At 40.4% G+C, this 16,785-nt stretch carries 20 protein-coding genes; 3 read left to right on the top strand and 17 right to left on the bottom strand.

Features of this window, described 5'->3' with window-relative positions:
- Positions 1 to 66 precede the first annotated feature (66 nt).
- Positions 67 to 834, top strand: a complete 768-nt coding sequence (locus tag F3J02_RS09440) for an AraC family transcriptional regulator (protein ID WP_167248711.1) — start codon at positions 67 to 69, stop codon at positions 832 to 834.
- A gap of 81 nt (positions 835 to 915) precedes the next feature.
- On the top strand, positions 916 to 1,797 hold the full coding sequence (locus F3J02_RS09435; protein WP_167248710.1) for a DMT family transporter: 882 nt from the start codon (positions 916 to 918) through the stop codon (positions 1,795 to 1,797).
- Positions 1,798 to 1,799: 2 nt separating this feature from the next.
- Here F3J02_RS09435 and F3J02_RS09430 read toward each other — a convergent pair whose 3' ends face one another.
- The 7 genes from F3J02_RS09430 to F3J02_RS09400 form a co-directional block, all read right to left on the bottom strand.
- On the bottom strand, positions 1,800 to 2,108 hold the full coding sequence (locus F3J02_RS09430) for a hypothetical protein (protein ID WP_167248709.1): 309 nt from the start codon (positions 2,106 to 2,108) through the stop codon (positions 1,800 to 1,802).
- A gap of 69 nt (positions 2,109 to 2,177) precedes the next feature.
- Entirely contained in the window at positions 2,178 to 4,382 is a 2,205-nt protein-coding gene (locus tag F3J02_RS09425; protein ID WP_167248708.1) for a TRAP transporter large permease subunit, read from the bottom strand.
- A 179-nt stretch (positions 4,383 to 4,561) separates the two neighbouring features.
- The gene (rrtA, locus tag F3J02_RS09420; protein ID WP_167248707.1) at positions 4,562 to 5,143 is read right to left on the bottom strand and encodes a rhombosortase; all 582 of its coding nucleotides are present in this window, start codon (positions 5,141 to 5,143) and stop codon (positions 4,562 to 4,564) included.
- Positions 5,144 to 5,218: 75 nt separating this feature from the next.
- Positions 5,219 to 6,334 carry a hypothetical protein gene (locus F3J02_RS09415; protein WP_167248706.1) on the bottom strand — a complete coding sequence of 372 codons (1,116 nt, stop codon included), beginning with the start codon at positions 6,332 to 6,334 and terminating at the stop codon, positions 5,219 to 5,221.
- 359 nt (positions 6,335 to 6,693) lie between these two features.
- Positions 6,694 to 6,900, bottom strand: coding sequence for a hypothetical protein (locus tag F3J02_RS09410; RefSeq protein ID WP_167248705.1), 207 nt, complete (start codon positions 6,898 to 6,900; stop codon positions 6,694 to 6,696).
- Between the two features lie 207 nt (positions 6,901 to 7,107).
- The gene (locus tag F3J02_RS09405; protein WP_167248704.1) at positions 7,108 to 7,497 is read right to left on the bottom strand and encodes a hypothetical protein; all 390 of its coding nucleotides are present in this window, start codon (positions 7,495 to 7,497) and stop codon (positions 7,108 to 7,110) included.
- Complete coding sequence (locus F3J02_RS09400; protein ID WP_167248703.1) at positions 7,490 to 7,747, bottom strand: succinate dehydrogenase assembly factor 2; 258 nt, start codon at positions 7,745 to 7,747, stop codon at positions 7,490 to 7,492. The genes F3J02_RS09405 and F3J02_RS09400 overlap by 8 nt, the downstream gene beginning before the upstream one ends.
- Positions 7,748 to 7,934: 187 nt before the next feature.
- Here F3J02_RS09400 and F3J02_RS09395 point away from each other — a divergent pair, with 187 nt between their 5' ends.
- Positions 7,935 to 9,107, top strand: coding sequence for an acyl-CoA dehydrogenase family protein (locus F3J02_RS09395; protein WP_167248702.1), 1,173 nt, complete (start codon positions 7,935 to 7,937; stop codon positions 9,105 to 9,107).
- A gap of 49 nt (positions 9,108 to 9,156) precedes the next feature.
- Here the strand turns inward: F3J02_RS09395 and F3J02_RS09390 are convergent, their stop codons facing one another.
- The 10 genes from F3J02_RS09390 to secY form a co-directional block, all read right to left on the bottom strand.
- The gene (locus F3J02_RS09390; RefSeq protein ID WP_167248701.1) at positions 9,157 to 9,657 is read right to left on the bottom strand and encodes a DUF2059 domain-containing protein; all 501 of its coding nucleotides are present in this window, start codon (positions 9,655 to 9,657) and stop codon (positions 9,157 to 9,159) included.
- A gap of 125 nt (positions 9,658 to 9,782) precedes the next feature.
- On the bottom strand, positions 9,783 to 11,273 hold the full coding sequence (locus F3J02_RS09385) for a flavin-containing monooxygenase (protein ID WP_004804131.1): 1,491 nt from the start codon (positions 11,271 to 11,273) through the stop codon (positions 9,783 to 9,785).
- Between the two features lie 333 nt (positions 11,274 to 11,606).
- A complete protein-coding gene (locus F3J02_RS09380) occupies positions 11,607 to 12,125 on the bottom strand; it encodes a tetratricopeptide repeat protein (protein ID WP_167248700.1) in 519 nt (172 codons plus the stop codon).
- A gap of 270 nt (positions 12,126 to 12,395) precedes the next feature.
- Positions 12,396 to 12,761: a 50S ribosomal protein L17 gene (gene rplQ, locus F3J02_RS09375; protein ID WP_004641032.1), complete on the bottom strand. Its 366-nt coding sequence runs from the start codon at positions 12,759 to 12,761 to the stop codon at positions 12,396 to 12,398.
- 18 nt (positions 12,762 to 12,779) lie between these two features.
- The gene (locus tag F3J02_RS09370) at positions 12,780 to 13,787 is read right to left on the bottom strand and encodes a DNA-directed RNA polymerase subunit alpha (RefSeq protein WP_004657700.1); all 1,008 of its coding nucleotides are present in this window, start codon (positions 13,785 to 13,787) and stop codon (positions 12,780 to 12,782) included.
- Positions 13,788 to 13,805: 18 nt separating this feature from the next.
- A complete protein-coding gene (gene rpsD / locus F3J02_RS09365; RefSeq protein ID WP_004657698.1) occupies positions 13,806 to 14,432 on the bottom strand; it encodes a 30S ribosomal protein S4 in 627 nt (208 codons plus the stop codon).
- A gap of 12 nt (positions 14,433 to 14,444) precedes the next feature.
- Positions 14,445 to 14,831 carry a 30S ribosomal protein S11 gene (gene rpsK / locus F3J02_RS09360; RefSeq protein WP_004281491.1) on the bottom strand — a complete coding sequence of 129 codons (387 nt, stop codon included), beginning with the start codon at positions 14,829 to 14,831 and terminating at the stop codon, positions 14,445 to 14,447.
- Positions 14,832 to 14,850: 19 nt separating this feature from the next.
- Positions 14,851 to 15,207 carry a 30S ribosomal protein S13 gene (rpsM, locus tag F3J02_RS09355; protein ID WP_004657696.1) on the bottom strand — a complete coding sequence of 119 codons (357 nt, stop codon included), beginning with the start codon at positions 15,205 to 15,207 and terminating at the stop codon, positions 14,851 to 14,853.
- A 107-nt stretch (positions 15,208 to 15,314) separates the two neighbouring features.
- Positions 15,315 to 15,431 carry a 50S ribosomal protein L36 gene (rpmJ, locus tag F3J02_RS09350; protein WP_000867907.1) on the bottom strand — a complete coding sequence of 39 codons (117 nt, stop codon included), beginning with the start codon at positions 15,429 to 15,431 and terminating at the stop codon, positions 15,315 to 15,317.
- Between the two features lie 21 nt (positions 15,432 to 15,452).
- Positions 15,453 to 16,772 carry a preprotein translocase subunit SecY gene (secY, locus tag F3J02_RS09345; protein ID WP_171061115.1) on the bottom strand — a complete coding sequence of 440 codons (1,320 nt, stop codon included), beginning with the start codon at positions 16,770 to 16,772 and terminating at the stop codon, positions 15,453 to 15,455.
- Between the last annotated feature and the right edge of the window lie 13 nt (positions 16,773 to 16,785).

Here is a 16,785-nt window from a genome sequence, read left to right as displayed (position 1 = left end):
TTGTTTCTCGACAATTAGACGACTACTATCGAGAAATAGACAATTTCTTTTGCGGGCATTTTAAACATGGGCAAGAATTTTGAACATGGATTCTTAGATTATCCCATCTATGCTTTTTCAGAAAACTACCCTCATGGTCACATTGAAGATTGGCATAGCCATGATCGGATCCAGTTGATTCATACCCTATCCGGTGTGATTCGGGTACAAACCCATGAGGGAATTTGGATTACGCCACCTGGACGTGGCGTTTGGATTCCTGCGCATAAACCGCATGCCTTACTCAGCAGTGGTGATGTCAAAGCACGGGGAATTTTTATTGATGCCACAGTACAAACCAGCCTCAGTTCAGAATGCCGTGTTGTCGCCATTCCTGCTTTACTACGGGAACTGATGAGTAGTGCAATGCAGATTAAAACAGTGATCCAACCTAAGAGCCGCAATGAAAGATTATTGCAATTGATTTTAGATGAAGTTCACTTGTTGCCCTCGCTCGCCTTTAATTTACCTGAACCTCAAAATCCACGACTGCAACAGCTGTGTCAACAGATCAAAGACAATCTCAGTTTAGACTGGAATCTGGAAGATAGTGCTGAGCAACTGCATATCAGCAGCAAAACACTGGCACGGCATTTTCAAAAAGAAACTGGCTTACATTTTTCTCATTGGGTTCGCCAAGCCAAATTGATGCAAGCGATGGTTGACTTGAGTTTAAACAAGCCTGTTCTAAATGTTGCACTCGACTTAGGTTATGATAGTCCAAGTGCCTTTAGTGCCATGTTTAAACGTGAAACCAGCATGACACCAAGCGACTATCTGAAGCAGTTCAGCTAAGTTAAATCCAAGTGAAAATCTCATTCCTTTCAGCACAGTAGAAGCATAAAATAAGTACAATCTTGCAATGCCCGAATCACTATGGATGCTAAACAAACCAATCGCAACCTGATGTTGGCGATCGGTTGCCTTACTCTTTCTGCTCTGCTTTTCTCTGTGATGGGAATCTGTATTCGTTATGCCTCTCATACGGTCGATAACTACACCATTGTATTTTTCCGCAATGTCGTTGGACTGGTCCTGTTTTTGCCGTTTATTTTTAAGCAAGGAACAAGCTTTGTAAAAACAGAAAAACTGTGGATGCACACATGGCGTAGTATCGTTGGGCTTGCCGCCATGTATGGATTTTTCTATGCCATCGCACACCTAAAACTCTCCAATGCGATGGTATTTACTTATTCTTCTCCAATTTTTATTCCCTTGATCGCATGGCTTTTCTTGAAAGAGAAAATCACCACGGCGATGCTATGTGCAGCGGGACTCGGCTTTATTGGAGTATTTTGTGTAGCAAAACCAGATCAAGGTTTGCTGAATTGGGTTTCGATCGTTGGGATCAGTTCAAGCCTATTGGCATCAATGGCCTTTGTCACAGTCCGTGCCTTGACTCAAACCGAACCCCCTGAACGGATTGTATTCTATTTCTGTTTTATAGGATCACTACTGTCCGTCATTCCAATGTTTTGGGTATGGCGACCTTACCATTTACAAGAATTATTGTTTTTGATTGGTGCAGGCGTACTGGCCAATGTCAGCCAGATTTTTATGTCACATGCTTATCGTCTTGCCCCTGCTGGGCAAATTGCACCAGTCAATTATGTGGCGATTATCTTTGCTGGGATCTGGGGTTTTTTATTGTGGAATGAAGTGCCTGATCTATATAGCGTGATTGGTTTTGGCATTATTCTCTCTGCAATTTTGTTGTGTAGTCCTTTAATACAAAGGTCAAAACCTTCAATACCCTAAGCTTAATGCGTTGGATAAGGGTGCAAATCCAGTACATAGTGGCCTAGAATTTCCCGTTTCGGCTTATCGATAATTACAACAAGATACGTATTGTCTAAGGGCACTGGAATATTAATATGTTGGAATTTCCCATCTTGAGTTTCATAAATATGTTTCACATACCATTCCCATGCAGTACAAGAATGATAAAGCTGCTCAATCACAAGATCAGCATAGTCCCATAAATCTACAATTTCTTCAGCACTCTCTGTGATATCTAGCATGGGAGGGAAAAAGGTTGCCTGATACTCTTCCTGACTCAATTCTTTCATAGATTAACCTATTCAATAAAATAACAATAAAAAAAGCAGCCTAAGCTGCTTTTCTTTTGGTTTCAATCATTAATGTTTATACCAACCAAACATCTGGAAGATATACGGCGCATAAGTCACCAACACCAATGATGAGAACAAGACGATGATCGGCAATAACCAACGCTCATAACGGAAGTAGAAACTGGTGTATTTCTCTTTTGCTTCCTTATCGGCGGCCGTGACCTCTTCATCCCCGACGGAGAGTCGCGTCAGCAAGTGGTTCAAGGCAACAGGCGGTGTTACATAACCAAACTCGAATGCAACCAATACAATCATCCAGAAGTGAATCGGATGAATACCATTTTCGTAGGCGACAGGTGCAACGGTTGCAGCAACCAAAATCACCGCACCAAATGGATCGGTTGTCATACCAATAATGGCAAGTAACAGCGCAATAAAGGCAAGTGAAATATAGATATTACCCAAGTGTGTTGGTAATAACTCAACCACTTCTGCACGTTCGATTAAGCCACCAACACTTGCAGACAATGCCATCAATAGAATCAATGCACCGATATGTCCGACCGTTTCCGATGTTGCAAAACGTAATGCCCCACCAAAACCAAAGCTCTTACTACCGTGTGGATCATGTGATTTCAAAAATTCTGATTTCTTTTCATGCTCACGAACCAAAGCTTCATGTTTCGCATCAACAACTGGTGCAGGTGCTAGTTTTGAAGCAAATAACTTGTCAAACAAGATCATTGCAATCAATACCAACGGTAAAATCATTGGCGCAGTAAATTCATTGATTGAAGTATCTAAAGCAAGCTTATAGAACATCACCACAGCAAAACCGATGATCACATAAGGAATCACTGGTACGCAGGCACGTAACATTCCTGGTACAGCAATTTTAGGCGAGTTCACACGGAATTTTTCTTCGGCAAGAATCAGAGAAACACCTAAGAAAATGAAGGCTGTTAACCAGAATACATAGATACCATGATCAAATAATTCAGTCGATGTTACGTGACGACTGTCTAGCATTGAGATCAAGATAACCAATAAACATGGGCGAATCACGACACCCAAAGAACCAGACATTGCCGATACAGCTAAAGCATATTGACGGCGAGCACCCGAGTTCCATACTTCCTTATAGATGATCGCACCCGCTGCAATAACGAAAATACCTGAAGCACCTGTATATGCTGTTGGAATCGCTGCTGCAATCAAGATTAACCAAGTTAAAGTTTCAGGTGCCAAGTTCCATGGACGTAAGATATTTAAGAATAAATCCATCACACGTGTTTGGGTCAGCAACATACCTGCCCAAATAAATAATGCCAGATTTAAGAAAATACCTGAGAACTCAACCAAAATACCTAAGTAGATCCCTTGCCCCATTGGATAATCCATGAAGAAGGTAAATACAATCCCTGTCACCAAAGACATAAACGCATACAGCGGAACGCTCAGTAACGCCAAACCAAAGTTACCCTTCGGTTGTGCTGTTTTGGGAATAAAGATAAATTGGAAGATACTGATAATCGTCAGAGATACAAATAGTGCAATCCATAACCAATACAAGACCGCTGTTTTTCCAGCAACTTCAACACCTGAATTCAATACTGAATGGTATTGGCTAATCACTGAATAACTGAGTAAAGCATTACCAGCAACCATCAACGCCGAATAGACACGGAAGTCGATTTTAGTTTTTGGTGCACGTAAACCAATGTGGTGATAACGTAAAGATGCGGTAATAGAAGCAAACAATACCATTATCAATAAAATAACAGTTTGGTTTTCAGAACCTAATTTAAAGATTCCAAAGAAAGTAGTTTCAACTTTACGATAAGTACGAATACTTGGATGATTTTCCAAGTGCTTCATTGCTTTGTCATAGAATTGGTATTTTTCTTCACACTGCTGCTGCGCAGCCAATAAAGATGCACGAACATCAGATTCAGAAGCCGCACCAAACATACTTGCAAATTCATCAGCAGCATTGGCTTTCATCTGCTCTTGAACTTGTGCATCAATGTTTGGATGTCGATCACAAGATGGTTTCTCAGGTTCCGCACGTAAAAACGAATACTGCATCCCTGTTGTTTGATCACCGTAAAGACGCTCCCCCATACGAAGCATCTGACCGTGAATCATTTCGCCTGTACCAATAAGCAAAGTCATTAGCAACAAAGCAAGAATGATGAATGTCGATATCCAATCATTCCAGATATAGCCTAACCGAGCTAATCCAGACTTATTCTCTTGATCATTTTGCATGTCTATTCCAGTTTATTGTTATCAACATCCATCCAAAGATGTTGAATCATGCGCTGTCCATGGTTGATAGATAAATGAATTTACCCTCTACATAACCAATCCCTTTTAAACCGCTTAAATTTGCATCAAACTTTAAAAAAAAAGAATGACTACAATCACTTTTTTGTTGGTTGTTTTTATCAATTTGTGTGTTCTCTATTTTTCCTTATTATAAATAAATAACTTAAACCACATAAGACGCCACCGATTGCACCAATTAAATGCGCTTCAGTCAATACTGGACTACCAATTAACTGAGCCGTACCAGTTTTTCCGAAGGTATTTTCCCATATCAGTTTTGCCGCAATTAACGCTAAAACCAGTACCGCAAATTTACGTTCATTTTTATATTGCAGATATACCAAGCCTACAGCAGTATATAAACCATGCAAAACACCAGAAAGTCCAGCATAAGCATCAATATAAGGTAAATAAAAATAAAAAACGAAACTAATGAAAGGAGGTAAGATCAACAACAATGCCCATAAATGCCAATTTCGGACATGAGGGAAAATGAAAGGCAAACATGCGAATGCCATCATATTCAGTAGAAAATGAACCCAGCCTACATGAACCCAATGTGCTGTCCAAATACGCCAAAATTCTGTAAGTAAGCTTGGCCGCCAATAAATAAAATGATCAGCAAAAACCTGTAGACAAGCCGATATAGAAATACATATCGCAATCAAAATAATCTTGCTTATCCATACTTGATCTTTCATTGGCTTACTGCCCCCTAAAAAATAGACCTTTTACAATTTTAGATAGTTCATCTGTAAAAGGTCGTTTAATTCAGGTTACTCCGCTGGAGTTTCTTGTGCTGGTGCTGCTTGGTCTGATGCTGGCGCAGCTTGATCCTGTGAAGGTGCCGCTTCACCACCATCAAATAACGAATCCAACTCAGCTGAGCTTTCTTGCTTGTCATCCCAGAATGAGGTTAGACCTTCATCATTGGCCCTTACACCTGTATTTTCAGTCCAATAACGATCTGCAATACCACGAACCATCAAACCAGCCATTTTATCAATCAATCTAAACTGAGGATTCGCAGGTTTGTCATCACCTGTGGCTGCAGCATAAGAACGAAAAGCATCGCGCAGTTTCGCATCATCACCACTCGCTTGTGCTGCAACAGCATATAAAGCATGTGCTAAACGAACACCCTTCTTCTCACCAATTGCCATAGACTGCTTCATGGTTGCATAAGGTTCAGGTTTGCCATCACCGGCACCTGGTAATAAGGTCCAGATCACAGCACGGGTTGCCATTGGAGCACCCCAGAATTTTTCATTATCTAAACACGCCATACCACGTTCAACGATCCCTGCAATATCCTTAGGTACATTGATCGCACCGCCAGAATTAATATCGTTGGTCATAGCCTGCAGTCCGCTGACCATACCGAGTAAATAAACAGTTTGATCTAGATCATTACGCATGGTTGGGCATGAATCGCCTAACTTATATTTGTATTTGCTTTCCCAGCGGTTTGCAAAAAGCTGATAGCCTGCGTATTGACGCTCAGCAGCAATTCCCGCCCAACGTTTCTGTTCGATACGTGCATCTTGTGCTTCTGAAATCTGACCTGCTTTAGACGCACGTAGATAACGCAACTCTGCTTCTAAAGCTTGATTTTCAGCACAAACACCAGCTGCGGTATAGAGTAATACCGCCATTCGGGTTGGGTCAGCCCCCATATCTTTGGTTGACATCACTGCAGGGGTTAAAGCATTCCCAGAGTTACACACCATTTCAGCATCATCCATTGCTAAAATCGGTGGAACAATATGGTTCTCACCAAAACCAAGTGCGACATTCGCACCCGTCTTAATCACATATGAACATCCCGATAGCATTGATGTTGTCAATACAGCAACCGCCACACCTTGTCCAATTTTTTGGAGTTTAGACATACTTCCTGTCCCTCTAATAATTTGTTTTTTCCTTTTAGCTGTACATTATCAGATGCATAACCTGAATTAAAGAGTAATTGCTCTAATTTTAACCGAGACATTTTGACACAGATCACAGCGGAATGAATTGACACTTGGGCGGTTTAACAGGAATTTCAGGCAAAAAAAAGTAGCATTGCGACGGTTCAGCACATGCTACTTATTAACTGGTAAAATCGTGAAACTCTTTATATTTTAGTTTTGTTGAAAATAATCCTTGAGTAACGTTCCAGCTCTTCCTACAACAATCGCCATAACGATTGCAATTACTAGAAACATCCACATTGAAATCTCCATAGAGACCTCCTACACTTACGTATCTACTTTTGGTAGATACTAGATTGGCGTTCATCATCGATATTCACGGGAGAGTGATATATTGATGACACTTTCAATCTCTTTCTCTTGGTCACTGCAACTTGAGGTTGACGTGATTCAAGAAATTCCCTGAGTAAAGTTCCTGCTCTTCCTACTACAATCGCAAAAATAATTGCAATCACCAGAAACGACCATGTTGGAATTTCCATTTTGGACCTCCACCATACTTTACGTTGGTGTTTGTACTTTAACGAAAATAAATCGGACTTGATCGCCAGATTGTCTGACAATCATAATTTTCACTATTTTTTAGAGTATTTAATCTAACAATTTAAACAAAACAAATTCTAATTTTAACTAAATTATTGAAATTTATATTTTTATTAATTTTATACGGTTGTAGAATTGTCAAACAATTATGCCAATTTTGCGCGTAATTTTAGCTTTTGCCACTGAGAATGTGATAATTGATCCCACCAAATGATACAAGTTCTCTGGTTTGAATGAGAAAAATAGAGTGCGATGTAAAATTTGTGATCCAATATTTTAACGATTATTCTGCGCTGAATCTTTAATTCGGGGTCATAAAACTCGAACGAACATTCTTGATGATCCAAGTATTCAAAACGTTTGATTTGTGGCTGTTTGAGAAACAAAATCCAAGCAGCTCCCATCATGCAGAAGCACAATAGCCAAATCCATAAGGCAAGCAAGGAATAAGTTAAACTAAGGATGGCAATGAAAATCAAGAGCTGCAATACCATCGCAAAACGACTGCGTTGCAGCTCGAAAACACCATCAGCCATGGACATAGTGTTTTAATTTTAAAATAAAATTTTTTAATTCTGCACGAGGCGGTTCTCCAACCTCCATAAACCAATCCAATAAATCCGGATCTTCTTGATCGACCAACTCCGCAAATAATGCCTTTTCAGCGATATCAGCTGTCAGATAGTGGTTTTTAACATAAGGATCAAAATACACATCGATTTCTTTTAAACCACGACGTGCACGATACACAACCTTACGCTCTTCCAGTGTCATTTCATCAGACATTATTGGCTCCGCAATGCAACAATTTTCCCATAGTGTACCCGATCTCCCCAATGAAGTTCTTAGAGATTTTTCTCAAGTGACCAAATACATCAATCAAATTGAGCATTGATCACATTGTCCACTATTTTCAATTTCTTGTATGGTGATGAAGATGATTTAAATCCAACACTCTAGGGAAAAATAACAAATGCAATCAGGTGCTATTCGTCCAATTCCAAACATGCTGCCACGAAAACTGTTTACTTCTGACCACGAAGCATTCCGCGAAACCGTGCGTAAATTCTATGAGAAAGAAGTTGTACCTAATATTGAAAAATATGAAAAACAACAACATGTTGATCGTGACTTATGGAATAAAGCAGGTGCACTTGGTTTGCTTTGTACGACCATGCCAGAGCAATACGGTGGTTCAGGTGTAGATCGCCTTTACAGTATGATTCTGATCGAAGAACAAGCCTATGCCATGGATTCAAGCACGGGCTTCTCTTTGCATTCAGATATCGTGGCCAACTATATCAATAACTTTGGGAATGAGCAGCAAAAGCAACACTGGTTACCGAAAATGGCAACAGGTGAAGCCGTGACTGCGATTGCGATGACTGAACCTGGTACAGGTTCCGACCTACAAGCAGTTCGCACGACTGCTGTATTGGATGGCGATGAATATGTCATCAATGGTTCTAAAATCTTTATTACCAATGGCTATCTTTGTGATATGGCGATTGTGGTGTGTAAAACAGGCAACAATGAAAAAGGCTCAGCCAACTTATCTTTGCTGATTGTAGAAGCAGATCGTGCTGGTTTCAGTAAAGGTAAGCCTTTGAATAAAATTGGGATGAAAGGCCAAGATACTTGTGAATTGTTCTTTGATAATGTACGTGTACCGAAAGAAAACCTATTAGGTATGGAAGGCATGGGCTTTATCATGTTGATGAAAGAGCTCGCTTGGGAACGCATGCTGGTCGCAATTATCTGTCAAGCAGGTGCTGAAGCTGCCTTTGCACATACAGTACAATACACTAAAGATCGTAAAGCATTCGGCAAAGCCATTAGCACCTTCCAAAATACTCGTTTTAAACTGGCAGAATTGCGTACGGAAATTGATTTCTGTCGTACTTATCTTGATCGCTGTATGGAACTACAGCTTGAAGAAAGCTTAGGTGTGGATGCTGCGGCAGCTGCAAAATACAAAATTTCTGATATGTTCTCAAAAGTTGTAGATGACTGCTTACAACTGCATGGTGGTTATGGCTATATGCTGGAATATCCAATTGCCCGTGCTTATATCGATAACCGTGCCAATCGCATTTATGCAGGTACCAATGAAATCATGAAAGAACTCATTTCTCGTACACTCTAAATATCAATACAACAAAGGGATCGTGCCCAATGCGCGATCCCTTTTTTATTTATTTCGATTCAGGTTTTTCATCAGCTTGAACAGGCAGTGGATTCATCCTTGCCATCAACTGCTTCACTTTAGGATTCTCAATATATTGTTGCATCGTGGTATTAAGCGCTGTACGCGCATTTTGTGTAGTGAAATGCGCGACCTCACTGCCAACATCACTGGCTTTCTTTGCCCAAGCCTTCCCTTCTACAGATTGATAGAAGTTCAAGGCTGCTTGTAACTCTTTCTGGCTAAAACTTTCCACATAACGTTGCACGATAAATTGCTTACGCTGTTCACTGTTCAAATTTTTACTCAAATCGGTATAAAAACTTTCGGGTAAGTCTTTTGGCAAACGCATACGAATTTGCTCTAAAATCATTTTATCGGTGTTTTGCAGCCCTTGTTCCGTCCCGTCAACGGATGCCAACTTTTGCGCAATGACTTCTTTTTGTTTTACATCATCGGCAAAGACCGATGTACTGAATAATAATGTCCCTAAGATGATGATTCTTTTCATCGTATTATCCCTAATCTAAATTTTCTAATGTGCTCAATATACGCGATATTGACCAGATTTAAAGTCTGATTGCAAATAAAAAACCCCATGCTTATGCATAGGGTTTTAATGAACTCAATAAACGATTACGACACCAGTTTTGGTTTACGATCGACTTGCTCACCACGTTTATGGAATTGTAGGACGACATCATTGAATGATGCATCTTTCAATTCTTTGCGATCCGCAAGATAGTTATTGGTGATTTTCCAAGGTGCTTTTTTACCTTGTTTTGGCATCACATCTGCTGCACGTGCAATATAACCCGAAGACATTTTACCCATAATAGTGTCTTGTTCACGCAATGCTGGATCCGCATGGGCAATCACTTCATCATAGCCATTTTTATCCATATGATTAAGCAAACGACAAATATAATCCGCAGCAATATCAACTTTTAAAGTCCAAGACGCATTGATATAACCAATGATCATCGCCATATTTGGCACATCACTCACCATCACACCTTGATAAAGCATGTGTTGTGAGGTATCCATTGGCTTGCCATCGATTGTACCTTTCACGCCACCCAAGATTTGAATTTCCAAACCTGTCGCTGAAATCACAATATCTGCTTCAAGGTGTTTACCAGACTTCAATTGAATACCATTGGCAGTGAATTTTTCAATTTGATCTGTTTCAACATTGGCTTGGCCTTCACGTAGCGCTTTAAATAAGTCGCCATCTGGCACCACACATAAACGCTGATCCCAAGGATTATAGCTCGGTGTAAAGTGTTTCATATCCACTTTACCCTTCAACTGTAATTCAATGCCTTTCAACAATAAACGACGAACAGTTTTCGGATATTTTTGCGCTAATGCATAGATACCGCGCTGCATACCAATATTACGTGCACGGGTAAATTTATAAGCCGTTTCTTCTGACATAAATTTACGGGTTTTTTCATAAATAAAGTCAATTGAAGGAATTGTCGCAATATAAGAAGGAGAACGCTGCAACATGGTCACGTGCCCTGCACCGCCTTTCACCATTGAAGGAACAAGGGTAATTGCTGTTGCACCACTACCAATGATCACCACTTTCTTGCCAGTGTAATCCAGATTTTCTGGCCAGTGTTGTGGGTGGATCAATTGGCCTTTGAAATCTTCTTGTTTCGGGAACTTCGGTGCATAACCTTGATCATAATTATAGTAGCCCGTACAACCCATCACAAAGTTTGCTGACCACGTTTGCTTTTTCTTGTTAGAGTCTTCAATTTCCACAGCCCATTTTTTCTTTGCAGAATCATAATTTGCAGAAAGTACACGATGGCCAAAATGGATTTTATCTTTTAACTGATTCTCACTGATCACATCGCTTAAATAACCCTTGATCTCAGCACCACTCGCCAATACTTTGTCTTTTGCCCATGGCTTAAAATTAAAACCAAATGTTGACATATCCGAGTCAGAACGAATACCAGGGTAACGGAATAAATCCCATGTTCCGCCAAAACTATCACGACGCTCTAAGATTTCGAATTTACGTTGTGGACAGTTCTTCGAGAGATGCACAGCTAACCCAATCCCAGAGATACCTGCACCAATAATTAATACATCAACTTGCTTTTCCATTTTTTTTATACCCTGTATAAACCATGACTTTATTAAAGCACAAATTTGACAATACGCAATGTCAAGTTTGGTCATTCATCGGTTTTTTCATATCACTTCGGGACATTTTTAAAAAATTGAGGGGCAAAAAATCTAGAAATTTTTGCTTGGATTTCTTTTATCAGAGGCTCTTAGTTAAGAGAAAAGATAGCCGTGTTTAGGCACTTATCTGCTCGGGTTCATTAGAAAAATAATATTTAAAACATTCATAAAAATGAAAACCATTCTAGAATGTTTTATACTTGAATGGCTCATACAAAAATATCAAAAATGAAATCAACAGCTTAAAATAGATTAATTAGCATTTGCTTTATCTTCCCAAAATTTTGCAGTATCTAAATTTTGTTCTACGCCTATTCCATATTGATACATAAACTCCATCTCTCTCATGGCCTCTTTACTTCCTCTAGCAGCAGATTTTTTAAGTAAATCTAATGCTTGCTCAATATTTTTTGTAACACCCTCACCATTACGATATAACCTAGCTAAGCCAACCATAGAATCAATATGATCGAGTTCTGATCCCTTTAAAAACCAAACAAACGCTTTTTTATAATGATCTTCAGCATCTATAGGATCTGTATCTTCAACCAAACCTGCATATGTTGCATACCCGTCGCCTAGCCAATACATAGCATTTACATTACCATTTTCAGCAGACTTCATCGCCCAAGATTCAGCTTGAACCTCATCTTCTTCAATCCCATAGCCATGTATATAAACGTCTGCTAATTCTAATTGCGCTGATGAATCACCATTCTTTGCTTTAATTAATAGCTCATTTGAGAAGGTTGGATTAGCTGATGTATGCATAGAAATGATTAGTCCTAAAATAATAGATATGAACCCGAAAATTTTCATTTTCCGCCTTTAAATTAAATTTGTTTTTCGTTCTTTGAGCTTTAATAATACTTTATAAATATGAAAATCATGAGTCTATCCAACCAAGTCATAACGATTTAGACAGAAATTAATGACTTTTTGAAGCTGAAAAGCGGTCTTCTTTAAATATTAAACAATAAAAAAGACCGGCTATTACACCGGTCTTTTTTGGAACAACTGACTGTTCTACACGTAGAAGTATTATTTTACTTCACGGTCAACGAGTTCAACGTAAGCCATCGGTGCAGCATCACCTGCACGGAAGCCCGCTTTAAGAACACGAAGATAACCGCCGTTACGTTCTTTGTAACGAGGGCCAAGAACGGTAAATAATTTACCAACAGTTGCTGCAGAACGAGTACGAGCAAACGCTAAACGACGGTTTGCTACTGTATCGTTTTTAGCTAAAGTGATTAAAGGCTCAGCAACGCGGCGAAGTTCTTTCGCTTTAGGTAAAGTTGTTTTAATTAACTCATGCTCAACTAAAGCATTCGTTAAATTTTGGAACAACGCCTTACGGTGGCTGCTGGTACGGCCTAATTTCACACCACTATTACGATGACGCATGGTGATAGTCCTACTTAATTAACGGCTACGATAGGCAAAACGGTCATCCATACGGAGACTAGCTGGTGGCCAGTTCTCTAAACGCATGCCGAGTTGTAAACCTTTCGATGCCAAAACATCTTTGATCTCTGTTAACGATTTTTTACCTAAGTTAGGAGTTTTTAACAACTCAACTTCAGTACGTTGAACAAGATCACCAATGTAGTAAATATTTTCTGCCTTCAAACAGTTAGCAGAACGAACAGTTAGCTCGAGATCATCTACTGGACGAAGCAAGATCGGGTCAACTTCTTCGCGAGGCTCTTGAGCAACAGGAGTTTGATCTTTCTGAAGATCAACAAAAATTGCAATTTGTTGTTGCAAGATTGTTGCCGCTTTGCGGATTGCTTCTTCTGGATCAACAGTTCCGTTAGTCTCAAGATCGATCACTAACTTATCAAGATCGGTACGTTGTTCAACACGAGCATTTTCTACTGTGTATGAAACACGCTTGATTGGACTATAAGAAGCATCTAACTGTAAACGACCTACAGGACGTGTTTCACCTTCAGGGAAACGTGAGTCAGATGTTTCATAGCCACGACCTTGAGCAACTTTAAGGCGCATTTTTAATGAACCAGTTGAACTCAAAGTACCGATTAAATGATCAGGGTTAACCACTTCAACATTATGAGGTAAACGAAGGTCAGCTGCAGTTACGTCACCCGCCCCTTGTTTCTCTAATGTTAAATATGCTTCATTTTGATCGAACAGCTTAATAGACAATCCTTTTAGGTTCAGCAAGAGCTCGACGATGTCCTGCTGCAAGCCTTCTAAAGTACTGTACTCGTGCTCGACACCTTCTATTTCTACTTCAACCACAGCAGCGCCAGGTAAAGAAGACAATAGAATGCGACGTAAAGCATTACCTAGAGTATGACCAAAGCCACGCTCTAAAGGTTCCAGAATCACTTTTGCCGAGGTCCCGCTCACCGCTTCGACCTTGATCGCTTGCGGAGTTAGAAACTCGTTTGCAGTACGCGTCATTTATTGCTACCTCAAGGATTATTTAGAATACAATTCTACAATCAAGCTTTCGTTGATTTCAGCAGGTAAATCAGAACGATCTGGTGCAGCTTTAAACGTACCTTCTAACTTAGAATGGTCAATTTCCATCCAAGCAGGGATACCACGTTGAGCAGCTAATTCAATTGCGTTTTTAATACGTAATTGTTGTTTAGCGCCTTCGTGTACTGCAATTACATCACCAGCTTTAACTTGGATAGATGCAATGTTAACACGACGACCGTTCAAAGTGATGCTACGGTGAGATACTAACTGACGAGCTTCTGCACGTGTAGAACCAAAACCCATGCGATAAACAACGTTATCAAGACGGCTTTCAAGCAATTTCAACAAGTTTTCACCTGTTGCGCCTTTCACACGAGCAGCTTCTTTGTAGTAGTTACTAAATTGACGCTCTAACACACCGTACATACGACGTACTTTTTGTTTTTCACGTAATTGTAGTGAGTACTCTGATTGTTTACTACCACGAGCTCCGCCATGTTGGCCAGGAGCTTTAGCATGTTTTTTAGTCTTAACGTCAAATGGTTTAACGCCAGATTTTAATTGCAGGTCTGTCCCTTCGCGGCGAGAGAGTTTGCATTTTGGACCAATATAACGAGCCATGAATGTTTCTCCTTACACGCGACGTTTTTTAGGTGGACGGCAACCGTTGTGCGGAATTGGAGTCACATCGGTAATGCTGTTAATTTTATAACCCACTGCACCTAATGCACGAACCGCAGATTCACGACCAGGACCAGGACCTTTTACAAGGACGTCCAAGTTTTTCAAACCGTAATCTAAAGCAGCTTTACCAGCAACTTCAGCAGCTACCTGAGCAGCAAACGGTGTTGATTTACGTGATCCACGGAAGCCTTGTCCACCTGAGGTAGCCCAAGCCAATGCATTACCTTGACGATCGGTAATCGTAACAATGGTGTTATTAAAAGAAGCGTGAATGTGTGCGACACCTTCAGAGACGGTACGAGTGACCTTCTTGCGTGCGCGAGTATCTTTAGCCATCTTTTAGCTTCCAGAAATCTTATTTCTTAATCGGTTTGCGCGGACCTTTACGGGTACGTGCGTTAGTTTTGGTGCGTTGTCCGCGAACAGGCAAGCTGCGACGATGACGAAGACCGCGGTAGCAGCCTAAATCCATTAAACGTTTAATGTTCATGGAAATTTCGCGACGTAAATCACCTTCGGTCGGAACCTTAGCAACTTCTGCACGAATCGCATCAAGCTGAGCATCATCTAATTCACGAATCTTTGTAGTTTCAGTGATACCTACAGCAGCCAAGATGTTCTTAGCAGTGTGGCGACCTACACCAAAAATATACGTGAGAGAGATAACAGCATGCTTGTTATCCGGAATGTTTACACCGGCAATACGAGCCATTCAATTTTCTCCAAAAAGGCAGTCAAGATAATCAACCGCCCCACAAAAATCTTGAGGGGCGGATAATAACCTAATTAGCCTACTGAAATCAACAGGTCTTAATTAAATTAACCTTGACGCTGCTTATGACGAGGTTCTGCGCTACAAATTACGCGAATAACCCCATTACGACGGATAACTTTACAGCTACCACAAATTTTCTTTACAGAAGCTTGTACTTTCATGATGAAACCTTCTAAGTGCGCTTATCCCTTAGGATGAGCAGTCGTTTTTCTCATTAACGTTTGATTATCATACTGATGCGAAGTAAGGTGCGCTTGGAGTTGCGCCATAAAGTCCATTACCACTACCACTACAATCAGTAAAGATGTCCCACCCAAATGGAATGGAATACCGAACGAACTTTGTAGCACCATAGGCATTAAACACACTACGGTAATGTAGATTGCACCAATGAAGGTCAAACGGTTAAGAATATGATCTAAATAACGAGCCGTTTGCTCACCTGGGCGGATACCAGGCACATATGCCCCGCTACGCTTTAAATTCTCTGATACTTCTTTCGGGCTAAATACTAGCGCAGTATAGAAATAACAGAAGAAGATAATTAACGCGCCAAAGAGCATTAAATACAACGGCTGTCCAGGCGATAACACCAATGCCAGATCTTGTAAGCTACGTTTCACAATCCCTGCATTTGGATCAGCACTTCCTAACCATTGTCCCAAACTCGCTGGAAATAATAACAATGAGCTTGCAAAAATTGCTGGAATAACACCTGCCATGTTAATTTTTAACGGTAAGTGTGTTTGCTGTGCAGTAAATACGCGACGACCTTGCTGCTTCTGTGCATAGTTCACTGGAATACGACGCTGTGCTTTTTCAATAAACACAATCGCAGCTAAAACGGCTAATGAGAGTAAACCGAATACAGCTAAACCAATTAAACTACCTTGACCATTTTGTACAGACGTAAACGACTGAATTACGAGATTTGGCAAACCTGCCACAATACCCGCAAAAATGATCATCGAGATACCATTACCAACACCACGTTCGGTAATTTGCTCGCCCAACCACATCAAGAACATTGTTCCCGCAACTAACGAAGTTACTGCTGGAACATAGAATGCTAAGCCTGAAGTTAAGGTAATACCTTGACTAATCAGGCCAGCACACATCCCTACACCTTGCACGAGTGCAAGAAATAAGGTGCCGTAGCGTGTATATTGATTGATCTTACGCTTGCCTTGCTCGCCTTCTTTTTTCAAAGCTTCTAGCGAAGGAACTACCGTAGACATTAACTGCACGATAATCGATGCAGAAATGTACGGCATAATCCCTAACGCTAGAATCGACATGCGTTCTAACGCACCACCAGAGAACATGTTAAATAAACCTAAGAAGGTACCTTCATTAGCTTTAAAAAACTGTGCTAGTGCTACATTATCAATCCCCGGCAACGGAATATGCGCTCCTAGTCGAAAGACCAATAACGCGCCAATCAAAAACATTAATCGACGAATAATTTCACGGTATTTCACATGAAATGGTTGGCCTTTCATCATGTTTACATGA

Source organism: Acinetobacter sp. Tr-809 (assembly GCF_011753255.1).
Taxonomy (GTDB): Bacteria; Pseudomonadota; Gammaproteobacteria; order Pseudomonadales; family Moraxellaceae; genus Acinetobacter.
This window is presented reverse-complemented; position numbering and strand designations above follow the sequence as displayed.